This is a genomic window from Ideonella sp. sgz306126 (genome assembly GCF_056032705.1).
The window spans coordinates 170,833-193,189 of the sequence record NZ_JBVYWP010000003.1; the positions used below are offsets into that span (position 1 = coordinate 170,833).

A 22,357-nucleotide genomic window follows, 5' to 3' on the forward strand; every position below is an offset into this window, starting at 1 on the left:
GGCCTCCGGGATGGTCTACGGCATCGGCACCGACGTCTGCGACCTGCGCCGCATCGCCGCCACGCTGGCACGGCGCGGCGACCGGTTTGCCGAGAAGGTCCTGGGTCCGTCCGAGCTTCAGGTTTTCCACGCCCGCCGGGCTCGGGCGCCATCGCGCGGCCTGGCCTATCTGGGCACGCGGTTTTCCGCGAAGGAAAGCTTCTCCAAGGCGATCGGCCTGGGCCTGCACATGCCCATGGCCTGGCGATCGTGCGAGATCCTCAATCACCCCAGCGGCCAGCCCTTCGTCCGCCTGCACGACGGGCTGGCCGACTGGTTCGCGGCGCGCCAGCTCCGCGCCCAGGTGACGCTGAGCGACGAGTCGGACTATGCCGTCAGCTTCGTCGTCGTCGAGACCCACACGCCCTCACCATGACCGTTCAATCGCCCGTCATCATCGACATCGCAGGCCCGCAACTCGATGCCAGCGACCGGCGTCGCCTGCTGCATCCGCTGACCGGGGGGCTGATCCTGTTTGCCCGTCACTGGCAAAGCCGGTTCCAGCTGGAGCAGCTGATCGCGGAGATCAAGTCGCTGCGCAAGGACCTGCTGATCTGCGTCGACCATGAAGGCGGCCGGGTGCAGCGCTTTCGCACCGACGGCTTCACCCACCTGCCGCCGATGCGCCGCCTGGGCGAGCTGTGGATGCGCGACGCGTTGCATGCCACCGATGTCGCCACCGCGGCCGGCTACGTGCTCGCCAGCGAGTTGCGCAGCTGCGGGGTGGACCTGAGCTTCACGCCGGTGCTCGACCTGGACCACGGCCCCAGCGGCGTCATCGGCGATCGTGCCTTTCACCGCGACGCGCGCGTGGTCACCTTGCTCGCCAAGAGCCTGATGCATGGCCTGCTCCAGGCGGGCATGGCGAACTGTGGCAAGCACTTCCCCGGCCACGGCTTCGTCGCCGCCGACAGCCACGTCGACGCACCGGTGGATCGGCGCACGCGCAAGGCCATCCTGTCGGACGATGCCTTGCCCTACGGCTGGCTCAGCAGCTCGCTGGCCAGCGTGATGCCGGCCCACGTGATCTACCCGAAGGTGGACCGACGCCCGGCGGGCTTTTCCAGCCGCTGGCTGCAGGACATCCTGCGCGTGCAGCTGGGTTTTCGCGGCGCGGTGTTCAGCGACGACCTCAGCATGGCCGGTGCTTGCCAGATCGACGGCAAGGCCGTCACGCCGGTGGAGGCCGCGGTGGCGGCCCTGCTGGCGGGCTGCGACATGGTGCTGCTGTGCAACCAGTCCCAGGTGGACGGCGGCCGCGCCGTGGACGACTTGCTGGAGGGCCTGGCCAAGGCCCGCGTGCGCGGCCAATGGGCGATGAACGGGCACAGTGAGCGGCGCCGGCTGGCGCTGTTGCCACAGGTACCTGCGTTGGTCTGGGATGACCTGATGCGCCACCCGCCCTACGTGAGGGCGCGCGATCTGCTGGGCGACTAGCGCGGCCCCACCGGGCAGAAAAAAGCCGCCCGAGGGCGGCTTTTTCGATGGGGCGGCGATGCCGCCTCGGACGCTCAGTTCGACGGGGTCGGGCTGGGCAGGTCGAACGGCAAGGACAAGGTGCTCAGGTCCTTTTTCGTCTCGACCAGCACCAGCGGACCCTCGTCGACGATCACCAGCGGCGGCCGCTCGCGCGGCACGTGCACCGGCCGCGGCTCGGCGGCGATCGCCTGTTGCGCGGCGCGGATCTTGTCGGCATCCGAGTTCACCCAGGTCAGGCCGGCCTGCGTCGCGATGCGGTGCAGTTCGTCCAGCCCCAGCACATAGGGCTGAACGCGGGCCGGTTGGACCGGCGCGGGTTGGACGGGCGCCGGGGCAGCGGCCGCCGGCGGGGCCTGCTGCAGGTCGGCCGCCGGCATGGGGGCCTCGGCGGTGGCTGCCGGTGCCGGCTCCGAGGCCTCGACGGAACCTTCGTCCGCCACGGCTTGCGGGGCGCCGCCCTCGTCGCCAGCGCCGCGGTCGCGCCGACCCCGGCCGCCTCGGCCGCGGCGGCGACCGGCGTCGCGCGCCTCGTCGCCGTCACCCGGCTCGGTGGCGGGTGACGCCTCGCCCGCGATCGTCGCCTCAGTGACCGTCGCGGCGGCCTCGCCGCCCTCGGCTTCGCCGGCGCCGGTGGCCTCGTCGCGGCTTTCCTCGCGGCCCTTGTCACGGCCGCGTCCGCCACGGCGGCGGCGGCGGCCTGCGCGCTCGGCATCACCCGCAGCGGCCTGTTCGGCGTCGACGCCTTCGGCACTTGCCAGGCCCTCGACCAAGGGCTTGACCTCGGCCTCGACCGGCGCCTGCGGCATCAGGTCGAGTTCAGGCTGCTGGCGCGCACGCCGGTTGTCCTGGCGTGCCTCGCCCTGGGCCGCCAGCGCCTGGGTGCGCTCGAATTCCTCCGGGCGGCCCGTGGTCTGGCCCTTGCGGCCGCTGTCGCCGCGCGGCTCGCCGCGCTGGCCGTCACGGCGGCGGTTGTCGTTGCCGCGGCCTTCGGCCCGGGGCGCGTCGCTTCGGCCGCTGCCTTGGCGCGGTGCGTCTCCGGGCTTGCCGCCACGGTTGCCACCACGGTCGTTGCGGTTGCCACCGCGGGCGTTGCCGCGGTTGCCGTCGCGACCGGCGTCGCGGCTCGCGTCACGGCCCTCCGCCGGGCGCGGCGCGGTGCCGACGCCGGCGCTGCGCGAAGGCGCTGCAGGCGGCGTCGCCGCGGGCATGCCGAACAAGGCCTTGAGCCAACCGATGAAGCCACCGCCGCTGGCCGGCTTGGCCACCGGCTGGCGTGGCACGCCCGCCGGGGCTGCCACGGCCACCGGCGCAGGCGCCGGAGCGGGAGCAGGTGCGGGGGCCGCCACCGGGGCCGGCTGGTCGGGCAGCACGCCCTTGATCACCGGCTCCTGCTTGGCCTTGGTCTTCTCGCGGCGCGAGATGGCGACTTCGTCATCCGGCTCCTCGATCATGGTGTAGCTGGCCTGCAGGTTCTCCAGGCGCGGATCGTCGTGGCGCAGGCGCTCGAGCTTGTAGTTCGGTGTCTCGAGATGCTTGTTCGGCACCAGCAGCACGGTGGTGCGCTGCTTCAGCTCGATCTTGGTGATTTCGGTGCGCTTCTCGTTGAGCAGGAAGCTGGTCACTTCCACCGGCACCTGCACGTGCACGGCGGCGGTGTTTTCCTTCAGCGCCTCTTCCTGGATGATGCGCAGGATCTGCAGCGCCGAGGATTCGGTGTCGCGGATGTGGCCGGTGCCGTTGCAGCGCGGGCAGGTGATGTGGCTGCCTTCCGAGAGGGCCGGGCGCAGGCGCTGGCGCGAGAGTTCGAGCAGGCCGAACTTGCTGATCGAGCTGAACTGCACGCGGGCACGGTCGAAGCGCAGCGCGTCGCGCAGGCGCTGTTCGACGTCGCGGCGGTTCTTGCTCTCCTCCATGTCGATGAAGTCGACCACGATCAGGCCGCCCAGGTCGCGCAGCCGGCACTGGCGGGCGATCTCGTCGGCGGCTTCGAGGTTGGTGCGGGTGGCCGTTTCCTCGATGTCGGTGCCGCGCGTCGAGCGGGCCGAGTTCACGTCCACCGCCACCAGGGCTTCGGTGTGGTCGATCACGATGGCCCCGCCCGACGGCAGGTTCACCGTGCGGCTGAAGGCGGTCTCGATCTGGTGCTCGATCTGGAAGCGGCTGAACAGCGGCGCGTCGTCGCGGTAGCGCTTCACGCGCGAGGCCGACTCCGGCATCACGTGGTTCATGAACTGCTGGGCCTGATCGTAGATGTCGTCGGTGTCGATCAGGATCTCGCCCACGTCGGCGGTGAAGTAGTCGCGGATCGCGCGGATCACCAGGCTCGACTCCTGGTAGATCAGGAACGCGCCCTTGCCCGACTTGGCGGCGCCGTCGATGGCCTCCCACAGCTTGAGCATGTAGTTGAGGTCCCACTGCAGCTCGGGCGCCGAGCGGCCGATGCCGGCGGTGCGGGCGATCAGGCTCATGCCCTTGGGGTAGTCGAGCTGGTCGAGGTTTTCCTTCAGCTCCTCGCGCTGCTCGCCCTCGATGCGGCGGCTGACGCCACCGCCGCGCGGGTTGTTGGGCATCAGCACCAGGTAGCGGCCGGCCAGGCTGACGAAGGTGGTCAGCGCCGCCCCCTTGTTGCCGCGCTCTTCCTTCTCGACCTGGACCAGCAGTTCCTGGCCGTTGGAGATCACGTCGGCGATCTTGGCGTCCCGGACCGAGACCCCTTCCTTGAAGTACTGCTTGGAGATTTCCTTGAACGGCAGGAAGCCGTGGCGATCTTCGCCGTAATCGACGAAACAGGCTTCGAGCGAAGGCTCGACGCGGGTCACGACGGCCTTGTAGATGTTGCCCTTGCGCTGTTCGCGGCCTTCGATCTCGGTCTCGAAATCGAGCAGCTTCTGCCCGTCGACGATCGCGAGGCGCCGCTCTTCCGGCTGCGTCGCATTGATCAGCATGCGTTTCATGTGCACTCCTTCCAGGCACGGCCTTGCGGTGCAAGCCGTGCCAGCCCTTTTGAAGGTGCCGGCCGGCCGAAGCCGATCAGCACCCCAACCGACGCACGAGAAACAAGGAACGGCCGGGAAGAAGGAATCGCCCTGGACTGTGGTGGCCGATACCGCTCGTGGCGGTGAAGGGCCTTACAGCGTTGGCGCGTGCGGTGCAGCCTGGACGGTCAGAGGGGGCAGGCTTGTCGCGTGCGGCAACCGGGCGCCGAGCGCCTGAGGTTGCGGCCGGCCGCCTTCAGGCCGAGCCGGCGTACTGCCGGGGCCTCTTGAGGGCGGGTGGGGGGCGCGTTGCGACAACATGCGGGGTTCTGAGCGAAATGCTGGACCGCCGGGACCGTGGCCCTCGCGCCAAGAACAGCGCAGGACCTCGTGCCCGCAATAAACCTTTTGGAAGTCCCTGCAGCGCAGGGCGGCACATCCGATATCTCTCTGCCACCGCTTGCGGCGCCGGCCGGCGGTCACGTGGGGACCCGCCATTCCGGCACCTCAGGCGGTGTTGCATCACCTGATTTGCACGCCGCAGGGGCGCGCATCGCCACGATCATCCCGCAAGTGCCCGGGTAAACTCTGAAAAATCAAGCACTTACGGCTCCATCGTGGCTCAGAAGATTATAAAGGCGAAATCCCGTCCGGCCGCGACCCGGACGGCGCTCGCCGCAAAAGCCGCACCGGCCCCCCGGCGTCCGCCGTCGGGCAGGGGCCTGCCGCCGAGGGGCACGCGGGTGCCCGCACCGCCGGCCGCCGTGGCGGCGCCTGCCGCAGCGGCGCTCGCGCCGGCCGTGCGTCTGGTGACCATCGACGAGGGCTCGGCCGGTCAGCGGCTGGACAATTTCCTGCTGCGCGAGCTCAAAGGCGTGCCCAAGACCCATGTCTACCGCGTCATCCGCGCCGGCGAGGTGCGGGTGAACAAGGGCCGGGCGGCGGCCGACACCCGTCTGGTCCTGGGCGACGTGGTGCGGGTGCCGCCGGTGCGCGTCGCCGCGCCCGCAACGGACGACGCGCTGGCCCGGGTGCCGCCGCGCGAGTTCCCGGTGCTGTTCGAGGACGATCACCTGCTGGTGATCGACAAGCCGGCCGGCGTGGCGGTGCACGGGGGCTCGGGAGTCAGCTTCGGTGTGATCGAGCAGCTGCGCCGGGCCCGTCCCGAGGCCCGCTTCCTGGAGTTGGTGCACCGGCTCGACAAGGAAACCTCCGGCCTGCTGCTGCTGGCCAAGAAGCGCAGCGCGCTCACCGCCCTGCAAGACCAGTTCCGCCAACGCGAGACCGGCAAAACCTACGCCGCGCTGGTGACCGGTGCCTGGCCGGCCGGCAAGAAGGTGGTCGACGTGGCGCTGCACAAGTACCTCAACGCGGAGGGTGAGCGCCGCGTGCGCGCGGTGGCCAACGACGACGGCGACGGCCGCCGTTCGATCTCTCTGGTGCGTATCGTGCAGGCCTTCGCCGGCTTCACGCTGCTGGACGTGACGATCAAGACCGGCCGCACCCACCAGATCCGCGTCCACCTGGCGTCCGAGGGCCACCCGATCGTCGGCGACGACAAATATGGCGACTTCGCGCTGAACAAGGCACTGGCATCGGGGCGTCATCTGGCGGGGGTTCAATTCGGGCGCATGTTCCTGCATGCCCGCCGCCTGGCCTTCGACCATCCTGCCAGCGGGGCCCGCATCGAACTGGCCGCCCCGCTGCCCACGGAATGCGAGACACTGCTCGCCCATTTGCCCCCGCCCTGACATGACGACCCGACTGCGCCGCTTCGACCTGATCGCCTTCGATTGGGACGGCACCCTGTTCGACTCCACCGCGCTGATCGTGCGCTGCATCCAGGCCGCCTGCCGCGATCTGGGGGTGCCGGTGCCCGGCCCCGAGCAGGCCGCCTACGTGATCGGCCTGGGCCTGCACGACGCGCTGCAGCATGCGGTGCCCGGCCTGCCGGCGGAGCGCTACCCCGAGCTGGGCCTGCGCTACCGCCATCACTACTTCGCCAAGCAGCACGAGATCACCTTGTTCGACGGCACGCTGGAGATGCTGCGCGCGCTCAAGACCCGCCACCACTGGCTCGCCGTGGCGACCGGCAAGACCCGCCGAGGCCTGGACGAAGCGCTGGCCAGCACCCAGTTGCACGGCCTGTTCGACGCCAGCCGCACCGCGGACGAAACCTTTTCCAAGCCGCATCCCCGCATGCTGCAGGAGCTGATGGCGACCTTCGGGGTCGATCCCGAGCGCACGCTGATGATCGGCGACACCACCCACGACCTGCAGCTGGCCCGCAATGCCGGCGCGCCATCGGTCGGGGTCAGCTACGGCGCGCACGACGCGGCCTCGTTCGACGCGCTGGAGCCGCTGTTCGTCGCCCACTCGACCGCCGAGTTGCGCGACTGGCTGCTGGCCAATGCCTGAGCGGCGCCCCCGGTGGCGGCGTACCGCAAGCCCTTGCCGCGGGGGCTCGCGACGCGCCAGAGCGGCCGCGGCCCGGTCGGGTCACCGGCAGGGCGACGCATGACGAACGGCGACGACTTGCCGCTGTGCGCCAGCGCCGACCTGGCCGAGCGCGGCCTGGCGGTGCTGTTCGACGTGCGGCTGTGGGGCGAGCCGGCGCGGGCCTTCGCCTTGCGCTTCGACGGCCGGGTCGTGGCCTACCTGAACCGCTGCGCCCACGTGCCCACCGAACTCGACTGGCAGGCCGGCGAGTTCCTCGATGGCGACCGCCGCTGGATCGTCTGTTCGATCCACGGCGCCACCTACGAGCCCGCCAACGGCCGCTGCCTGTGGGGTCCGTGCAAGGGCGCCGGCCTGATCCCGGTGGACGTGACCGAGCGCGACGGACAGGTCTTCTGGCGGCCGCGCGCCGAAGTCCAGTCACCGCTGCCGGCGCAGACTCCGCCGCCGCCAGCGGCCTGAGCCCGCCGCCGGCCGGCCGGCGCATGCCCCTGCGCCGCAGTGGGACATGCGTCAGCCAATGCAGGCAGAATGCGCGCCTTGTTGCAGCGCAACACCTGCCACACTGACGCCCAACCAGGATCGTGACGATGAGTGTCCACCCCGTCGATGCCGCATCACCCGCCCAGCGCCCGGGCCTGAGCCTGCCGCGCCTGCGCGAGATGGCCGCTCGCGGCGAAAAGATCGCCATGCTGACCGCCTACGACGCCACCTTCGCCCGGGTGCTGGACGACGCCGGCGTCGACGTGCTGCTGGTCGGCGACTCGCTGGGCAACGTGGTCCAGGGCGAACGCAGCACGCTGCCGGTGACGCTGGAGCACATGGCCTACCACACCGCCTGCGTCGACCGCGGCCGCCGCAGCGCCTGGCTGATCACCGACCTGCCTTTCGGCGCCTACGAGGCGAGCCCGCAGCTGGCGATGGCGTCCGCCGTGGCGCTGATGCGGGCCGGCGCGCAGATGGTCAAGCTCGAAGGCGGCGGCGTCACGGCCGAGACCGTGCGCTTCCTGACCGAGCGTGGCATTCCGGTCTGCGCCCACCTGGGGCTGACGCCGCAGCGCGTCCATGCGCTGGGCGGCTTTCGGGTCCAGGGGCGCGACGAGGCGGCGGCGGCGCTGCTGCGCGCCGACGCCGCCGCGCTGGCCCAGGCCGGTGCGGCGATGGTGGTGCTCGAACTCGTGCCCTCGGCACTGGCGGCCGAGATCACGCGGGCCCATCCGCAGATGATGACCATCGGCATCGGCGCCGGCGCGGCCACCGCCGGCCAGGTGCTGGTGATGCACGATCTGCTGGGCCTGACGCCGGGCAAGCGCCCGCGCTTCGTGCGCGACTTCACCCGCGTGCCCGGCAGCGGGGCGGCGGCGCCCGGCCTGGGCATCGCGCAGGCGGTGCAGGCCTATGTGCAGGCCGTCAAGGACGGCAGCTTTCCCGACGATGCGGTGCACGGCTACTGATCTCCAGGCGCCAGGGCGCCTTCCCCGGTGTTTGTGAAAGTCCGCGATGCAGATCATCCATACCATTGCCGAGTTGCGGGCCGCGCTGGCCGGCCAGGCCCGCACGGCCTTCGTGCCGACCATGGGCAACCTGCACGAAGGCCACCTCTCGCTGGTGCGCGAGGCCAAACGCCACGGCGGGCCGGTGGTGGCCAGCATCTTCGTCAACCGGCTGCAGTTCCTGCCGCACGAGGATTTCGACCAGTACCCGCGCACGCTGGCGCGCGACGCGGAGATGCTGCGCAGCGTGGGCTGCAACTTCGTGTTCGCGCCCAGCGAAGCCGAGCTCTATCCCGAACGGCAGCACTACAAGGTGGCGCCGCCGGCCGAACTGGCCGACTTGCTGGAAGGCGAATTCCGGCCCGGCTTCTTCACCGGCGTCTGCACCGTGGTGATGAAGCTGTTCCAGTGCGTGCAGCCGGCCGTCGCGGTGTTCGGGCAGAAGGACTACCAGCAGCTCAAGGTCATCAGCGGCATGGCGCGCCAGTTCGCGATGCCGGTGCAGATCGTCGGCGCACCGACGGTGCGTGCCGACGATGGCCTGGCGCTGTCCTCGCGCAACGGCTACCTGGGCGAAGCCGAGCGGCGCGAAGCGGTGGCCCTGCCGCATGCACTGCAGCACCTCGCCGCGGCGGCACGCAAACCCGGCCAGACCCTGGCGCAGATGGAGGCGGCCGCCGCCGACGAATTGCGCCAGCGCGGCTGGGTGCCCGATTACCTGACGCTGCGGCGGCGCAGCGACCTGCTGCCTCCCAGCGACGAACAACGCTGCGGCACCGAACCGCTGGTGGCACTGGGCGCGGCGCGCCTGGGCGCGACGCGGCTGATCGACAACCTCGAACTCTGAAAGCGCGAGTCCCATGACTTCTCCCACCTGCGCCGGCGACGTCCAGCCGCTCACCTTCCACAAGCCGGCCAGCACGCCGGCCGCCGGCACCGGCCGCTGGGCCGTGGCCGACATCGAGGCCTTGTTCGACCTGCCGTTCCCCGAGCTGCTGTTCCGCGCCCAGCAGGTGCATCGCGAGCATTTCGACCCGACCGAGGTGGAGCTGGCGACGCTGCTGTCGATCAAGACCGGCGGCTGCCCCGAGGACTGCGGCTACTGCCCGCAGTCGGTGCACTACGACACCGGGGTCGAGGCCGGCAAGCTGATGGATCTGGACGCGGTGCGCGAGGCGGCCGTCGCCGCCAAGGGCGCGGGCGCGACCCGTTTCTGCATGGGCGCCGCCTGGCGCGCGCCCAAGGACCGCGACATCGAGAACGTCGCCACGCTGGTGCGCGAGGTCAAGTCGCTGGGCCTGGAGGCCTGCTGCACCCTGGGCATGCTGAGCCAGGACCAGGCCCGTTCGCTGAAGGACGCCGGGCTCGACTACTACAACCACAACCTCGACACCGCGCCCGAAGCCTATGGCCGCGTCATCACGACGCGCGATTACCAGGACCGGCTGGACACGCTGGCCCACGTGCGCGAGGCCGGCATGTCGGTCTGCTGCGGCGGCATCGTCGGCATGGGCGAGAGCCGCGCCGAGCGCGCCGGCCTGGTCGCGCAGCTGGCCAACCTCGACCCGTACCCGGAATCGGTGCCGATCAACGAGCTGGTCCAGGTCGAAGGCACGCCGCTGGCCGGCACCGAGAAGATCGACCCGTTCGAGTTCGTGCGCACCATCGCCGTGGCCCGCATCACCATGCCCACCGCGCGCGTGCGCCTGTCGGCCGGCCGCCAGCAGATGGACGAGGCCTTGCAGGCGCTGTGCCTGCTGGCCGGTGCCAATTCGATCTTCTATGGCGACAAGCTGCTGACCACCGGCAATCCCGACGCCGATCGCGACCGCGCCTTGCTCGCCCGCCTCGGGCTGAAGCCGCGCCATGTGATGGGCTGACGCCCAGCGCGACGCGGCCGCGCCGCATCATCGCCGTGCCGCCCGTGGGCGGCGTGTCCCTCCGGAGCCGTCCGACCATGTTCCGCACCCTGCTGAAATCCAAGATCCACCGCGCCACCGTCACGCACTGCGAGCTGCACTACGAAGGCTCCTGCGGCATCGACCAGGACTTGCTCGATGCCAGCGACATCCGCGCCAACGAGCAGGTGCACATCTGGAACGTCAACAACGGCGAGCGCTTCATCACCTACGCGATCAGCGCGCCGCGCGGCAGCGGCATCATCTCGCTCAACGGCTCGGCGGCGCGCCGCGCCAGCGTGGGCGACCTGGTGATCATCGCGGCCTTCGGCATGGTGCACGAAGACAAGCTCGACGCCTGCGATCCCAGGCTCGTGTTCCCCGATGCGAACAACCGCATCGTCGAAGTGCGCAGCGAGCCGGCCGGGCCGCAGGCCGGCGACGCGACCACGCCCTCCCGCTGAGATGAGCCGCAACGACGACTGGCGCCGGCGCAGCCTGGCGGCCGTCTGGCACCCCTGCACGCAGATGAAGCTGCACGAGGCCGGCCCGGCCGCACAGCCGCTGATCCCGATCGCGCGCGCCGAAGGCGTCTGGCTGCACGACATGGACGGCCACCGCGTGCTCGACGGCATCAGCTCGTGGTGGGTCAACCTGTTCGGCCACAACCACCCGGTCATCCGCGAGGCGCTGGTCGACCAGTTGCAGCGCCTGGATCACGTGATGCTGGCCGGCTTCACCCATGCGCCGGTGGTCGAGTTGTCGGAGCGGCTGGCCGCACTGACCGGCCTGGGCCATGCGTTCTACGGCAGCGATGGCGCCTCCGCCACCGAGATCGCGCTGAAGATGAGCGCCCACCACTGGCGCAACGCCGGCCGGCCGCGCAAGTGCCGCTTCGTCGGCGTCGCCGGCGGCTACCACGGCGAGACCGTGGGCGCGCTGGCGGTGACCGACATCGCGCTGTTCCGCGAAGCCTATGCGCCCCTGGTGCGGCTGGCCGCCACGGTGCCCAGCCCCGACGTGCGGGGCGCCGCAGCGGGCGAAAGCGCGGCCGAGGTGGCCGAGCGCGCCGCCGCGGCACTGGAGGCCTGGCTGGTCGAGCACCATGAGGACACGGCGGCGCTGATCGTCGAGCCGCTGGTGCAGTGCGCCGCCGGCATGGCGATGCACGACCCGCTCTACCTGCAGCGGGTGCGGGCCTTGTGCGACCGCTTCGAGGTGCACCTGGTGCTCGACGAGATCGCCGTCGGCTTCGGCCGCACCGGCACGCTGTTCGCGCACCAGCAGGCCGGCATCCGGCCCGATCTGCTGTGCCTGTCCAAGGGCTTGACCGGCGGCACGCTGCCGCTGTCGGCGGTGCTGTGCAGCGACGCGGTCTACGCCGCCTTCTACGACGATGCGGTGGCGCGGGGCTTCCTGCATTCGCACAGCTACACCGGCAATCCGCTGGCCTGTCGCGCGGCGCTGGCCACGCTGGACCTGTTCGAGCAGACCGACGCGATTCGCGCCAACCGCGCCACCGCCGAGCGGCTGGCGGCGCAGTTCGAACCGCTGACCCGGCACCCGGCGGTGCGCCATGCGCGCCGGCGCGGCATGATCTTCGCCTGGGACGTGGCCACCGGCCTGCCCGATTTCGCCCGCCGCTACGCCCGCCACGCGCTGGCCGCCGGCGTGCTGCTGCGGCCGATCGGCCACACGCTGTACGCGATGCCACCTTATGTGATCTCGGACGACGAAGGCGCATTTCTCGCCGCCGGTGCGCTGTCCGCGCTGCAGGCCACGCTGGCCGACGATGCCGGCGGTGCCGACCGTGCCGCGGTGGTCCGGCCGGGGGTCATCGATGGCGTCTGAAGCCCTCAGTCTGTTCGTGACCGGCACCGACACCGGGGTCGGCAAGACCCGGGTCAGTGCCGGGTTGCTGCGTGCGCTGGCACGGCACCACGCCCGCGTGGTCGGCATGAAGCCGGTCGCGGCAGGGCTGGTGCAGCAGGGCGGTGCCTGGGTCAGCGAGGACGTGCAGGCGCTGCGGGCTGCGTCCACGCTGGCCGTGCCGCCGACCTGGGACAACCCGGTCGCGCTGCCCGAGCCGCTGTCGCCGCACCTGGCGGCCGCGCGCGCCGGGCGTCCCGTCTCGGTGGCTGAACTGAAGCAGGCGCACGACGCCCTGGCCGCACAGGCCGACGTGGTGGTGGTCGAGGGCGCGGGCGGCTGGCGGGTGCCGATCAACGAGCGCGAGACCCTGGCCGATCTGGCCCGGGCACTGGACGCACCGGTGGTGCTGGTGGTGGGGCTGCGCCTGGGCTGCCTGAACCACGCGCTGCTGAGTGCCGAAGCGGTGCGCGCCGACGGGCTGGTGCTGGCGGGCTGGGTGGCCAACGCGATCGACCCGGCGATGGCGTGCGCGGCCGAGAACCTGGCCTATCTGCGGGCCCACCTGGGCGCGCCGTTGCTGGCCGAATTGCCCTGGGCACCGACGGCGGATGCGCAGCCGACGGCGTTCCAGCTGCCCGAGGAGTGGTTGCGATGAGCTGGCTGGACGATTTCGATACCCGGCTGGCCGAGCTGGACGCCGCGCGCCTGCTGCGCCGGCGCCGCAGCGTGGTGCCCGAGCACGGCGCCCGCTTGAACGTCGACGGCCAGTCGCTGCTGGCGTTCTGCAGCAATGATTACCTGGGCCTCGCCACGGCGCCCGCGCTCAAGTCCGCGGTGCACGAGGCGGTGGATGTCTACGGCGTGGGTTCGGGGGCCTCGCCGATGGTCAGCGGCCACAGCGCCGCCAACGCGGCGCTGGAGCGCGAACTGGCCGAGTTCGTCCAGTTGCCGCGGGCCTTGTACTTCTATGCCGGCTTCGCCACCAACGCCAGCATCGTGCCGGCGCTGGTGGGGCCGGGCGACGCGCTGTTCTCCGATCGCCTCAACCATGCCTGCCTGATCGACGGCGCGCGCCTGTCGAAGGCCCAGATTCACCGCTTCGACCATGCCGACCTGGGCGCGCTGGCCGCGCAGCTGGCGGCCAGCCCGGCGCGGCGCAAGCTGGTGCTGAGCGACGCGGTCTTCAGCATGGACGGCGACGTCGCCGACGTCGCCGCGCTGCGCACGCTGTGCGAGCGCCATGACGCGCTGCTGCTGATCGACGACGCCCATGGCTTCGGCGTGCTCGGGCCGCAGGGCCGAGGCGCGCTGGCGGCCGTCGGCGGCACCGGCGGGGGCGCGTCGCGCCATGTGCTCTACATGGCCACGCTGGGCAAGGCCCTGGGCGTGGCGGGCGCCTTCGTGGCCGGCGACGAGCGGCTGATCGAATGGCTGCTGCAGACCACCCGCAGCTACACCTATGCCACGGCACCGCCGGCGCTGCTGGCCCAGGCGCTGCGCGCCAGCCTGCGCTGTGTCGCCGGCGCCGACGGCGACCGGCGGCGGGCCCATCTGCAGGCGCTGATCGGGCGGCTGCGCACCGGCCTGGCGCCGGGCGCCGATCCCGCCCTCGATGCAGCCGGCTGGCGGCTGCTGCCGTCGCAGACCGCCATCCAGCCGCTGGTGATCGGCGCCAATGCCCAGGCGCTGGCGGTGATGGAGGGCTTGCGCGAGCGCGGCCTGTGGGTGCCGGCGATCCGGCCGCCGACGGTGCCGGCCGGCACCGCCCGGCTGCGCATCGCGTTGTCGGCGGCGCACACCGAGGCCGATGTCGACGCCTTGCTCGGCGCGTTGCGCGTGCTGTGCCGGGTGTCCTGCGCGTGAGCAGGTGATTGATCCGGGCACCGACTTGTGCCAAGGTGGCGCGGCTATCGAAAGGCTGCGATGGACCCCATCCACACCCTGGCGCTCGATCGATGGACGCCCGCGGCGGCGGCCGGGACCGGGCTGGCCGCGGTGATCGAATCCGGCCAGGTACTGTACCTGCCGCAGCTGCGCTTCGCGCTCGCCGATGACGAGGCGCGCTTTCTCGATCCGCGCTGGCAGGACCCCGCCAGCAAGAACATCGCGTGGACCGGGGGGGACGCCGGCTTGCGGGGGGCCCGGGCCGCCGGCCAGGATGCCGATGACCTGCGCGCACTGATGGCACGCTTTCGCAGCCAGGCCTGCGCGCTGGTGGCGCGGCTGTGTCCGGGCTACGTCACGGCGATGCAGCCGGGCAGCACCAGCTACCGGCCGCTGCGCATCGACACCCGCCGCAGCGACTGGCGCAGCGACGACCGGCTGCTGCATCTCGATGCCTTTCCCCGCAGCCCGACCGGCGGGCGCCGCATCCTGCGGGTGTTCAGCAATGTGCACCCGCTGGGCGAGCCGCGCGAGTGGCGCTTGGGCGAACGCTTCGAGACCGTGACTCGCCGGCTGTTGCCCCGGGTGCCGCGGCCCTGGCCCGGCGCCGCGGCGTGGCTGCAGCTGACCCGGCGTACCCGCGGCCGGCGCAGCGAGTACGACCACCTGATGCTGGGCCTGCACGACGCGATGAAGCGCGACCCTGCCGAGCAGCTCGAAGCCCGCATGACCGCGCTGTCCTGCGCGGCCGGCAGCACCTGGATCTGCTTCGCCGATCAGGTGCCGCATGCGGTGCGCAGCGGCCAGTTCATGTTCGAGCAGACGCTGCTGCTGCCGGTCGCGGCCCAGGCCGACCCCGCGACCTCGCCGCTGCGCACTCTGGAGCGGCTCACCGGGCGCCGGCTGGCCTGACCGCGTCCCACGCCCGCCGGGCTTGCTCGGTCCGGCCTGTGCGTTCACACCCCACGCCCGGGCCTGCATGCCCGGGCGCTTCGGCAGGCACTCGCAAGCCCGCAGGGGCTTGCTCGGTCTGGCCTGTGCCTTCGCACCCCACGCCCGGGCTTGCATGCCCGGGCGCTTCGGCAGGCACTCGCAAGCCCGCAGGGGCTTGCTCGGTCCGGCTTGTGCGTTCGCATCCCACGCCCGGGCTTTGCATGCCCGGGCGCTTCGGCAGGCACTCGCAAGCCCGCAGGGGCTTGCTCGGTCCGGCCTCAGCCCACCAGCAAGCCCTGGGTTTCGATGAAGTGGACCACCTCGTCCAGGCCTTGCCGGGTTTTCAGGTTGGTCATCACGAAGGGGCGCACGCCCTGGGCGGTCTGGCGCATGCGGCGGGTGTCGGCCTCCATCACCGACAGGTCGGCGCCCACGTGCGGCGCCAGATCGGTCTTGTTGATCACGAACAGGTCGCTCTTGGTGATGCCGGGGCCGCCCTTGCGCGGGATCTTCTCGCCGGCCGCGACGTCGATCACGTAGATCGTCAGGTCGCTCAGTTCGGGGCTGAAGGTGGCGGCCAGGTTGTCGCCGCCCGATTCGATGAACACGATGTCGGCGTCGGGAAACTTCTCGAGCATCCGGTCCACCGCTTCGAGATTGATCGACGCGTCCTCGCGGATCGCCGTGTGCGGGCAGCCGCCGGTTTCCACGCCCATGATGCGCTCGGGTTCCAGCGCCCCGGCGACGGTCAGCAGGCGCTGGTCTTCCTTGGTGTAGATGTCGTTGGTCACCACCACCAGGTCCCATTGCTCGCGCATGGTCTTGCACAGCATCTCGACCAAGGTGGTCTTGCCCGAGCCCACCGGGCCGCCGACGCCGACGCGCAACGGAGGCAGGGTCTTGGTGCGATGGGCGGGGCGGTCGGTCATGGCGGGTGGAGCAGGGTGAGGGGAGTGGATGCGGGCATGCACGGAGCGTGCCGGCTCAACGTTTGCCGTCTGGCGGCGGGCGGGGCGCGGCCGGCGGGGCGCAATGCAGCGCCTGGCCCAGTCCTTTGAGGTAGGCGCGGCGCACGGTGCCCGCGGCCACGGCGGCGGCCACCGCCTTCGAGTGGCGATCGGCGCCGCTGAGCCGGCGTACCCAGGCGCGGAACGGGATCATGCCCTCGGCCGCGCTCTTGATCGTGTCGATCGCGGCATCGCCGGCTTCCTCGCCACCGCGTTCGAGCAGGCTGGGTTCGCTGGCGGGCTGGTCCAGGTCGGCGCCCAGGGCCAGGTCGATCTGGCCGATTTCGCGCGCCAGTTCGGGGCAGGTTCGGGGGGCGGGCGGGCGGTACGGCTCGCGCCGCGCCTCGGTCAGGACCGGCGGAATGCTGGCCTGCACGAGGTTCAGGTCGGCCAGCGGCGACGCGGCCGCGTCGGCCACCCGGGTCGACGCGTCGCCTTTCGACGGCGTGGTGCTGCAGGCGCCCAGCAAGGCCAGCAGGCCCATCAGTCCGGCCCGGGTGGCATGGGACCGCGTCGGCGGAGACAGGCCGGCACGCGCCATGTCAGGCCTGCACGGGCGGGGCGATCACGGCGCCGCGCTCGGCCAGCAGGGTGCGCAGCACCGCACGGTGGCAGCGGGCCTCGTCGGCGCAGTAGCAGCCGACGGAGAAGTCGGTCCGCGCCGACAGCGCGGCCAGCAGGTCCAGCGAGCGGCTGGCGTCGGGGGCTGCCATCTCGGTCCTGAACTTGCGGACGAATGCCTGCCAGGCGCGGTCGTCGGCGGCCTGCCGGCCCAGCACCATCAACTCGGCGCTGGGGGCGAGGTTGGGATACCAGAGGTCGTACCAGTCGGCCGAGGCGAACTCGGCCTTGGCAACCCCGCGGGGCGGTCGGCGCACGGTGCCGATGCGCAGGCCCTCATGCGCGCCGCGCGGGCTGCCCAGACGAACGATGTGCACCGACATGGTGTGATCCTTCCAGCGAGTTGGACGCCGCGCCAAGCGGCGTGGTGGCGAACCGAGTGGCCGACGGGCCGCGACAGGATTGGCCGTGAGCTGTCGCACCGCCGTCGTACCTCAGGAGCGGAACAGGCGCGAGTACTGCGCCTCGTGCTGGGCGCACAGGATGGCCAGCATCGGGGTGAAGGCCTGTCGCTCGTCGTCGCCCAGGGCCTGGGCGCCGCTGACCGTGGCCGGGATCGCCTCGCACAGCGCGCCCAGGATGCGCTGGCCGGCGCTCTGCCCCAGCGGCACCGCCTTCAACGCGGCCTGCACCATGTTCTCGGCCCAGCCGAACGCGTGGGCCAGCAGCGCCTCGTGCGGCGGCGCGCCGGTGTGCACGGCCGCCAGCGCGAACGACAGCGGCCAGGTCGGCGCCGGGCGCAAGGCCCCCAGCAGGGCGACCCGCGGATCGTCGGGGCGGCGCTGGCGCAGCCAGTCGTGCAGCGAGCGACCCATCTGCTCGGCCTGCTGTCGGCTTTCGCTGCCTTCCCGGGTTTCGCGAACCCAGCGGTTGAGCGCCTCGACGCGCGCCGCGTCGTGCTGCCGCCAGGCTGCCATGGCCTGGGCCACGACGGCCAGATCGGCTCGGCCCAGGCCCAGGCGGAGCTGGTCCAGCAGCCAGACCTTCGCCTCGGCCTCGGACGCGACCGCGCCGGCTTCGACCGCGGCTTCAAGGCCTTCCGAGTAGCTGAAACCGCCCACCGGCAGCGCCGGCGACGCGAGCCACATCAGCTGCAGCAGCGCGGCGCCACCGAGCGGCGCCACGGCGTCCTCAATGACCGTGGCGGTGTCCTGCAGGGTGGGCATGGCCGTGCTCGTCCGTGTGCGCATCGTCGTTCGGGTGGGCGTGGTCGTGGCCACAGCCCGGGCCGTGCACGTGGGGTACCGGTGCCGTGCTGACGCCGATGCCCAGCGGCCTGCCCCGCGATGCCGGCGCGGCGGCAGCGTGGTCGTGGCCGCAGCCCGGGCCGTGAACATGGCCGGCCACCGGCGCCGCGCCGTGGGCGTGGGCGTGGGCGTGGGCGTGGGCCGGCGAACCGGCTGCCGGTGCGTGGGCATAGGCGCCGCCTTCGGGCTCGAACGGGGCCTCGGCCTCGCTGACGATCAGGTGCATCTGCCGCAGCAGATCGGCCAGCACATGGTCGGGTTCCAGCGTCAGCACCTCGGGTGCCAGCGCCAGCGGCACGTGGCGATTGCCCAGGTGATAAGCCGCGCGCAGCAGATCGAACGGGCTGCCGTGCTCGGCGCAGACGCGCACCTGCAGCACCGGCTGGGCGGCCGCCTGGACGCGGATCAGCGAGCCGTCCTCGGCCACCAGCACGTCGCCGCCGCGCACCACGCTGCCGCGCGGCAGGAAGATGCCGAGTCGACGTCCCAGCGAGTCATGGGCCTCGAAGCGGCTTTTCTGGCGCAGGTCCCAGCCCAGTTCGACGCTGGCCGCGCGCTTGAGCAGCACAGTGGCCAGGCCGCGGCCTTGAGGAATGAGTTTGTGGATCGACAGCATGGGCAGGGGGGGCGCAGGCGCGCGAATCGGCGTGTACGGCGATGGTACCCGCCGTCCCCGCAGCGCGGGCGCCGGGGCGTGCGGGACGGCCGCGCGGCGGCACAATCGGGCCTCAGGGCAAAGCAGAGGCCGCACGGCGTTCGTGACGGTCCGAACGCCCGCCCGAGGAGTCCTTCATGTCCGCCATCGACGCTGCGCCCAGCCCTGACACCGATCCCGATCAGGCCGAACGCGACGTGCTGGAGATCAGTCTGGGCGCGGCGCTGGAGTTGTGCCGGCTGGAACTGGCGACGATGGTCGACATCCGGCAGGCCTTCGAGATCGAGATGAAGGGCGCGATGCCGGACACGGTGCACATCCCGCTGTTCGAGGTCAAGCTGCTGCTGGGTCACGCGCTGACCGAGGACGAGCAGGACATCCTCGACGCGGGTGAGCCCACGCCGATCGACGTGCAGGGGTTCTTCACGATGATCAACCAGGTGCACCACGTGCACGACCGCATCGTGCTGTGCGTCTGCAACAGCGGCCGGCGCAGCCTGTACGCGGCGCGCCTGTTGCGCTCGCTGGGCTACGCCAAGGCCTTGTCGGTGGCGGGCGGCTTCCAGGCCTGGAAGAAGCTGATGGCCGCGGCGGCGCCGAAGGCCTGAGGCCCAGGCCGATTCGGAAGGTTTCCGGGGGCTGACCCGGAACGGCCCGTGGCGGCCGTTCCCTTCATCAGGTCCCGAGCCGTGGGCGCGGGCGCAGTCGAGTTCCGCAGGGGAGTCGCTGCGCCCGGCCGGGCTCAGGCGGCGGCCACCTCGCTCGCGGGCCGGGTGGCGTGGCGGTCGGCACCGATGAACAGGTACATCGCCGGCACCACGAACAGCGTGAACAGCGTGCCGATCGACAGGCCGGTGAAGATCACCAGGCCCATCGCCTGGCGCCCGGCGGCGCCCGCGCCGGCGGCAATCACCAGCGGGATCACGCCGAAGACCATCGCGGCGGTGGTCATCAGGATCGGACGCAAGCGGATGCCGGCCGCCTCCTCGATCGCCTCGCGCTTGGACCTGCCCTCGCGCTGCAGGTGGTTGGCCACCTCCACGATCAGGATGCCGTGCTTGCTGATCAGCCCCATCAGCGTCACCAGGCCGACCTCGGTGTAGATGTTGATCGACGCAAAGCCCAGGAAGATGAAGATCATCGCGCCGAACAGCGCCAGCGGCACCGAGATCAGGATCACCACCGGGTCGCGGAAGCTCTCGAACAGCGCCGCCAACGCGAGGAACACGATAACGACCGCGAACAGCATCGTCACCAGGAAGCCGCCGGATTCCTGCACGAACTGGCGCGACTGCCCCGAGTAGTCGGCCGTGTAGCCCACCGGCGCAACCTCCTTGACGATGTCGCGCATCAACTGCAGCGCGTCGCCCTGCGAGATGCCGGCCACGCCGGAGATCGTCACCGAGTTCAGCTGCTGGAAGCGGTTGATCGATTCCGGCACGACCTTGTAGCTCAGGTGGGCCACGGTGCTGGCCGGGACCAGGGCGCCGCCGGGCAGCTTGAGGTTGTAGTCCAGCAGGTTGGCCGGGTTCAGGCGGTCCACCTGCAAGACCTGCGGAATCACCTTGTACGAACGCCCGGCGATCGAGAAGTAGTTGATGTAGCCGCCGCCCAGCGCGGCGCCCAGCGCACCGCCGACGTCCTGCTCGGTCAGGCCCAGCGTCGCCACCTTGTCCTTGTCGACCACCACGGTGGCCTGGGGCTTGTCGAGCTTCAGGTCGGAGTCCAGGAAGTAGAACTTGCCCGAAGCACGGGCCTTGTCCATCACCTGCTGGGCCACCGCGTTCAGGTTCTCGAACGGCTCGGTGGTGGTGATCACGAACTGCACCGGCAGGCCCGACGAGCCGGGCAGCGACGGGAACTGGAAGGCCACCACGCTCGCGCCGGCGATCTTGTTCCACTTCTGCTGCAGCTCGACCTGCACGTCGTGCGCGCTGCGCACCCGGTCGCCCCAGTCCTTCAGCACCAGGCCGCCGAAGCCCTTGTTGACGGTCGGCGTGCCGGTGATCTGGAACATCTGCTTGTATTCGGGCAGATCCTTGCCGATCGTGAAAACCTGGTCCGAGTAGCGCAGCATCTGGTCGGCGCTGGCCGTCGGCGGGCCGGTGACCAGCGAGCCGACGATGCCCTGGTCTTCCTCCGGCGCGAGTTCGGACTTCGACATCTTGAACATCGCCAGCAGCGCCGCGAACAGCAGCACCGCCATCACGATCAGCACCGGCCAGGTCGTCAGCAGGCTGTGCAGCAGCCGCTTGTAGCCGTGGCGCACGCGCTCGAAGACGCGGTCGATCGCCATCACGAAGCGTCCGCTGTCCTGCTCCCGCGTGAAGACGCGCGAGCACATCATCGGCGACAGCGTCAGCGCGACGATGCCCGACACCGTCACCGCGCCGGCCAGCGTGAACGCGAACTCGGTGAACAGCGCGCCGGTCAGGCCGCCCTGGAAGCCGATCGGCACATAGACCGCGATCAGCACCACCGTCATCGCCAGGATGGGGCCACCCAGTTCGCGCGCGGCCATCAGCGCGGCTTCGAACGGCGTCTTGCCGTCCTCGCGCATGTGGCGGTCGACGTTCTCGACCACGATGATCGCGTCGTCCACCACCAGCCCGATCGCCAGCACCAGCGCGAGCAGGGTCAGCAGGTTGATCGAGTAGCCCAGCGCCAGCATCACGAAGAAGGTGCCGACCAGCGACAGCGGCATCGCGATCACCGGCACCAGCACCGCCCGGAAGCTGCCGAGGAACAGGTAGATCACCACGGTGACGATCAGCAAGGCCTCGACCAGCGTTTTGACGACTTCGGTGATCGACGAATTGATGAAATCGGTCGAGTCGTAGACGATCTGCCCGGTCAGCCCGGTCGGCAACTGGCTCTGCACGTCCGGGAAAACCTTGCGCACCCGCTTGGCCACGTCGAGGATGTTGGCCTCGGGGGCGACCTTGATGCCGATGAACACCGAGCGCACGCCGCTGAAGGCGACGTTGAAGTCGTAGTTCTCGCTGCCCAGCGTGACGGTGGCCACGTCGGCCAGCCGCACGACGGTGTCGCCGCTGCGCTTGACGGCCAGCTGCTTGAACTCGTCGACCGAATGCAGGTCGGTGCCGGCGGTCAGCGGCACGGTGACCATCTGGCCCTTGGACGATCCCAGCGCGGCCAGGTAGTTGTTGGCGGCCAGCGCGGCGCTGACGTCGGCGGCCGTCACGCCGTGGGCGGCCATCTTGTCGGCGTCCAGCCAGGCGCGCAGCGCGAACAGCCGCCCGCCCAGGATCTCGGCGGTCTGCACGCCTTCGATCGAATCGAGCTTGGGCTTGACGACCCGGATCAGGAAGTCGGTGACGTTGTTGGTGGGCAGCTGGTCGCTGTAGAAGCCCATGTACATCGCGTCGGTGGTCTGGCCAGTCTGCACCGTCAGCACCGGCTGCTGGGCCTGGGCCGGCAGCTGGTTGCGCACCGAGGCCACCTGGGTGTTGATCTCGGTCAGCGCGCGGTTGGCGTCGTAGTTCAGCCGCAGCGTGGCGGTGATCGTCGAGACGCCGCTGGTGCTGGACGACGACAGGTAGTCGATGCCCTGGGCCTGGGCGATCGCCGATTCCAGCGGCTGGGTGATGAAGCCGGCCACGGTTTGCGCATCGGCGCCGTAATAGGCCGTCGACACCGTGACGACCGCGTTCTGGGTGCGCGGGAACTGGTTGATCGGCAGGCCGAACAGCGAGCGCAGGCCCAGCACGATGATCAGCAGGCTGATCACCGAGGCCAGGACCGGCCGGCGGATGAAGATGTCGGTGAAGTTCATC

At 71.1% G+C, this 22,357-nt stretch carries 21 protein-coding genes; 14 read left to right on the top strand and 7 right to left on the bottom strand.

All coding sequences use genetic code 11. The features are described from left to right. Nucleotides 1–10 precede the first annotated feature (10 nt). Together acpS and nagZ are read left to right on the top strand one after the other, a co-directional pair. Nucleotides 11–415 carry a holo-ACP synthase gene (acpS, locus tag AC0N04_RS09285; RefSeq protein WP_474280830.1) on the top strand — a complete coding sequence of 135 codons (405 nt, stop codon included), beginning with the start codon at nucleotides 11–13 and terminating at the stop codon, nucleotides 413–415. Beyond that, nucleotides 412–1,476 carry a beta-N-acetylhexosaminidase gene (gene nagZ / locus AC0N04_RS09290; RefSeq protein WP_474280832.1) on the top strand — a complete coding sequence of 355 codons (1,065 nt, stop codon included), beginning with the start codon at nucleotides 412–414 and terminating at the stop codon, nucleotides 1,474–1,476. The genes acpS and nagZ overlap by 4 nt, the downstream gene beginning before the upstream one ends. Before the next feature lie 74 nt (nucleotides 1,477–1,550). Here nagZ and AC0N04_RS09295 read toward each other — a convergent pair whose 3' ends face one another. Then, nucleotides 1,551–4,472 (bottom strand): Rne/Rng family ribonuclease, encoded by a 2,922-nt coding sequence (locus AC0N04_RS09295; RefSeq protein ID WP_474280834.1) that lies wholly within the window; start codon nucleotides 4,470–4,472, stop codon nucleotides 1,551–1,553. Nucleotides 4,473–5,293: 821 nt separating this feature from the next. On the opposite strand from AC0N04_RS09295, the gene AC0N04_RS09300 reads away from it, so the two are divergent. The 11 genes from AC0N04_RS09300 (at nucleotide 5,294) to AC0N04_RS09350 (ending at nucleotide 15,009) form a co-directional block, all read left to right on the top strand. Then, nucleotides 5,294–6,244: an RluA family pseudouridine synthase gene (locus AC0N04_RS09300; protein WP_474282019.1), complete on the top strand. Its 951-nt coding sequence runs from the start codon at nucleotides 5,294–5,296 to the stop codon at nucleotides 6,242–6,244. A 1-nt stretch (nucleotide 6,245) separates the two neighbouring features. Further along, entirely contained in the window at nucleotides 6,246–6,911 is a 666-nt protein-coding gene (locus AC0N04_RS09305) for an HAD family hydrolase (RefSeq protein WP_474280836.1), read from the top strand. Nucleotides 6,912–7,010: 99 nt separating this feature from the next. Then, nucleotides 7,011–7,412 carry a Rieske (2Fe-2S) protein gene (locus AC0N04_RS09310; protein WP_474280838.1) on the top strand — a complete coding sequence of 134 codons (402 nt, stop codon included), beginning with the start codon at nucleotides 7,011–7,013 and terminating at the stop codon, nucleotides 7,410–7,412. 128 nt (nucleotides 7,413–7,540) lie between these two features. After that, nucleotides 7,541–8,404: a 3-methyl-2-oxobutanoate hydroxymethyltransferase gene (gene panB, locus AC0N04_RS09315; protein ID WP_474280840.1), complete on the top strand. Its 864-nt coding sequence runs from the start codon at nucleotides 7,541–7,543 to the stop codon at nucleotides 8,402–8,404. A gap of 46 nt (nucleotides 8,405–8,450) precedes the next feature. Beyond that, nucleotides 8,451–9,290, top strand: coding sequence for a pantoate--beta-alanine ligase (gene panC, locus AC0N04_RS09320; protein WP_474280842.1), 840 nt, complete (start codon nucleotides 8,451–8,453; stop codon nucleotides 9,288–9,290). Nucleotides 9,291–9,303: 13 nt separating this feature from the next. Continuing rightward, complete coding sequence (gene bioB / locus AC0N04_RS09325) at nucleotides 9,304–10,323, top strand: biotin synthase BioB (protein ID WP_474280844.1); 1,020 nt, start codon at nucleotides 9,304–9,306, stop codon at nucleotides 10,321–10,323. 77 nt (nucleotides 10,324–10,400) lie between these two features. Then, nucleotides 10,401–10,805 carry an aspartate 1-decarboxylase gene (gene panD, locus AC0N04_RS09330; protein WP_474280846.1) on the top strand — a complete coding sequence of 135 codons (405 nt, stop codon included), beginning with the start codon at nucleotides 10,401–10,403 and terminating at the stop codon, nucleotides 10,803–10,805. Beyond that, nucleotides 10,726–12,192, top strand: a complete 1,467-nt coding sequence (gene bioA / locus AC0N04_RS09335; protein WP_474280848.1) for an adenosylmethionine--8-amino-7-oxononanoate transaminase — start codon at nucleotides 10,726–10,728, stop codon at nucleotides 12,190–12,192. Before panD ends, bioA begins: the two co-directional genes overlap by 80 nt. Next, nucleotides 12,182–12,868 (top strand): dethiobiotin synthase, encoded by a 687-nt coding sequence (gene bioD / locus AC0N04_RS09340; protein ID WP_474280850.1) that lies wholly within the window; start codon nucleotides 12,182–12,184, stop codon nucleotides 12,866–12,868. Before bioA ends, bioD begins: the two co-directional genes overlap by 11 nt. Next, nucleotides 12,865–14,076: an aminotransferase class I/II-fold pyridoxal phosphate-dependent enzyme gene (locus AC0N04_RS09345; RefSeq protein ID WP_474280852.1), complete on the top strand. Its 1,212-nt coding sequence runs from the start codon at nucleotides 12,865–12,867 to the stop codon at nucleotides 14,074–14,076. Before bioD ends, AC0N04_RS09345 begins: the two co-directional genes overlap by 4 nt. Before the next feature lie 60 nt (nucleotides 14,077–14,136). Continuing rightward, nucleotides 14,137–15,009: a Kdo hydroxylase family protein gene (locus AC0N04_RS09350; protein ID WP_474280854.1), complete on the top strand. Its 873-nt coding sequence runs from the start codon at nucleotides 14,137–14,139 to the stop codon at nucleotides 15,007–15,009. A 299-nt stretch (nucleotides 15,010–15,308) separates the two neighbouring features. On the opposite strand, the gene ureG is transcribed toward AC0N04_RS09350, so the two are convergent. From ureG to ureE, 5 genes are all read right to left on the bottom strand, one after another. Further along, nucleotides 15,309–15,959, bottom strand: coding sequence for an urease accessory protein UreG (gene ureG / locus AC0N04_RS09355; protein WP_474280856.1), 651 nt, complete (start codon nucleotides 15,957–15,959; stop codon nucleotides 15,309–15,311). A gap of 55 nt (nucleotides 15,960–16,014) precedes the next feature. Beyond that, nucleotides 16,015–16,578, bottom strand: coding sequence for a hypothetical protein (locus tag AC0N04_RS09360; protein WP_474280858.1), 564 nt, complete (start codon nucleotides 16,576–16,578; stop codon nucleotides 16,015–16,017). A 1-nt stretch (nucleotide 16,579) separates the two neighbouring features. Further along, nucleotides 16,580–16,981: a DUF488 domain-containing protein gene (locus tag AC0N04_RS09365; protein ID WP_474280860.1), complete on the bottom strand. Its 402-nt coding sequence runs from the start codon at nucleotides 16,979–16,981 to the stop codon at nucleotides 16,580–16,582. 111 nt (nucleotides 16,982–17,092) lie between these two features. Then, complete coding sequence (locus AC0N04_RS09370; protein ID WP_474280862.1) at nucleotides 17,093–17,824, bottom strand: urease accessory protein UreF; 732 nt, start codon at nucleotides 17,822–17,824, stop codon at nucleotides 17,093–17,095. After that, nucleotides 17,790–18,521 carry an urease accessory protein UreE gene (ureE, locus tag AC0N04_RS09375; RefSeq protein ID WP_474280864.1) on the bottom strand — a complete coding sequence of 244 codons (732 nt, stop codon included), beginning with the start codon at nucleotides 18,519–18,521 and terminating at the stop codon, nucleotides 17,790–17,792. The genes AC0N04_RS09370 and ureE overlap by 35 nt, the downstream gene beginning before the upstream one ends. A gap of 176 nt (nucleotides 18,522–18,697) precedes the next feature. Here ureE and AC0N04_RS09380 point away from each other — a divergent pair, with 176 nt between their 5' ends. Then, a complete protein-coding gene (locus AC0N04_RS09380; RefSeq protein WP_474280866.1) occupies nucleotides 18,698–19,168 on the top strand; it encodes a rhodanese-like domain-containing protein in 471 nt (156 codons plus the stop codon). A gap of 134 nt (nucleotides 19,169–19,302) precedes the next feature. On the opposite strand, the gene AC0N04_RS09385 is transcribed toward AC0N04_RS09380, so the two are convergent. After that, nucleotides 19,303–22,356 (bottom strand): efflux RND transporter permease subunit, encoded by a 3,054-nt coding sequence (locus AC0N04_RS09385; RefSeq protein WP_474280868.1) that lies wholly within the window; start codon nucleotides 22,354–22,356, stop codon nucleotides 19,303–19,305. Nucleotide 22,357 lies beyond the last annotated feature (1 nt).

What these genes read in the sequence shown, in the direction of transcription:
- AC0N04_RS09385 (WP_474280868.1), bottom strand. Translation starts at nt 22,356, where the DNA reads ATGAACTTCACCGACATCTTCATCCGCCGGCCGGTCCTGGCCTCGGTG.
- nagZ (WP_474280832.1), top strand. Translation starts at nt 412, where the DNA reads ATGACCGTTCAATCGCCCGTCATCATCGACATCGCAGGCCCGCAACTC.
- AC0N04_RS09345 (WP_474280852.1), top strand. Translation starts at nt 12,865, where the DNA reads ATGAGCTGGCTGGACGATTTCGATACCCGGCTGGCCGAGCTGGACGCC.
- panB (WP_474280840.1), top strand. Translation starts at nt 7,541, where the DNA reads ATGAGTGTCCACCCCGTCGATGCCGCATCACCCGCCCAGCGCCCGGGC.
- AC0N04_RS09305 (WP_474280836.1), top strand. Translation starts at nt 6,246, where the DNA reads ATGACGACCCGACTGCGCCGCTTCGACCTGATCGCCTTCGATTGGGAC.
- ureG (WP_474280856.1), bottom strand. Translation starts at nt 15,959, where the DNA reads ATGACCGACCGCCCCGCCCATCGCACCAAGACCCTGCCTCCGTTGCGC.
- AC0N04_RS09380 (WP_474280866.1), top strand. Translation starts at nt 18,698, where the DNA reads ATGTCCGCCATCGACGCTGCGCCCAGCCCTGACACCGATCCCGATCAG.
- bioA (WP_474280848.1), top strand. Translation starts at nt 10,726, where the DNA reads ATGCGAACAACCGCATCGTCGAAGTGCGCAGCGAGCCGGCCGGGCCGC.
- bioB (WP_474280844.1), top strand. Translation starts at nt 9,304, where the DNA reads ATGACTTCTCCCACCTGCGCCGGCGACGTCCAGCCGCTCACCTTCCAC.
- AC0N04_RS09360 (WP_474280858.1), bottom strand. Translation starts at nt 16,578, where the DNA reads ATGGCGCGTGCCGGCCTGTCTCCGCCGACGCGGTCCCATGCCACCCGG.
- AC0N04_RS09365 (WP_474280860.1), bottom strand. Translation starts at nt 16,981, where the DNA reads ATGTCGGTGCACATCGTTCGTCTGGGCAGCCCGCGCGGCGCGCATGAG.
- ureE (WP_474280864.1), bottom strand. Translation starts at nt 18,521, where the DNA reads ATGCTGTCGATCCACAAACTCATTCCTCAAGGCCGCGGCCTGGCCACT.
- AC0N04_RS09310 (WP_474280838.1), top strand. Translation starts at nt 7,011, where the DNA reads ATGACGAACGGCGACGACTTGCCGCTGTGCGCCAGCGCCGACCTGGCC.
- AC0N04_RS09370 (WP_474280862.1), bottom strand. Translation starts at nt 17,824, where the DNA reads ATGCCCACCCTGCAGGACACCGCCACGGTCATTGAGGACGCCGTGGCG.
- AC0N04_RS09350 (WP_474280854.1), top strand. Translation starts at nt 14,137, where the DNA reads ATGGACCCCATCCACACCCTGGCGCTCGATCGATGGACGCCCGCGGCG.
- bioD (WP_474280850.1), top strand. Translation starts at nt 12,182, where the DNA reads ATGGCGTCTGAAGCCCTCAGTCTGTTCGTGACCGGCACCGACACCGGG.
- panD (WP_474280846.1), top strand. Translation starts at nt 10,401, where the DNA reads ATGTTCCGCACCCTGCTGAAATCCAAGATCCACCGCGCCACCGTCACG.
- panC (WP_474280842.1), top strand. Translation starts at nt 8,451, where the DNA reads ATGCAGATCATCCATACCATTGCCGAGTTGCGGGCCGCGCTGGCCGGC.
- AC0N04_RS09295 (WP_474280834.1), bottom strand. Translation starts at nt 4,472, where the DNA reads ATGAAACGCATGCTGATCAATGCGACGCAGCCGGAAGAGCGGCGCCTC.
- acpS (WP_474280830.1), top strand. Translation starts at nt 11, where the DNA reads ATGGTCTACGGCATCGGCACCGACGTCTGCGACCTGCGCCGCATCGCC.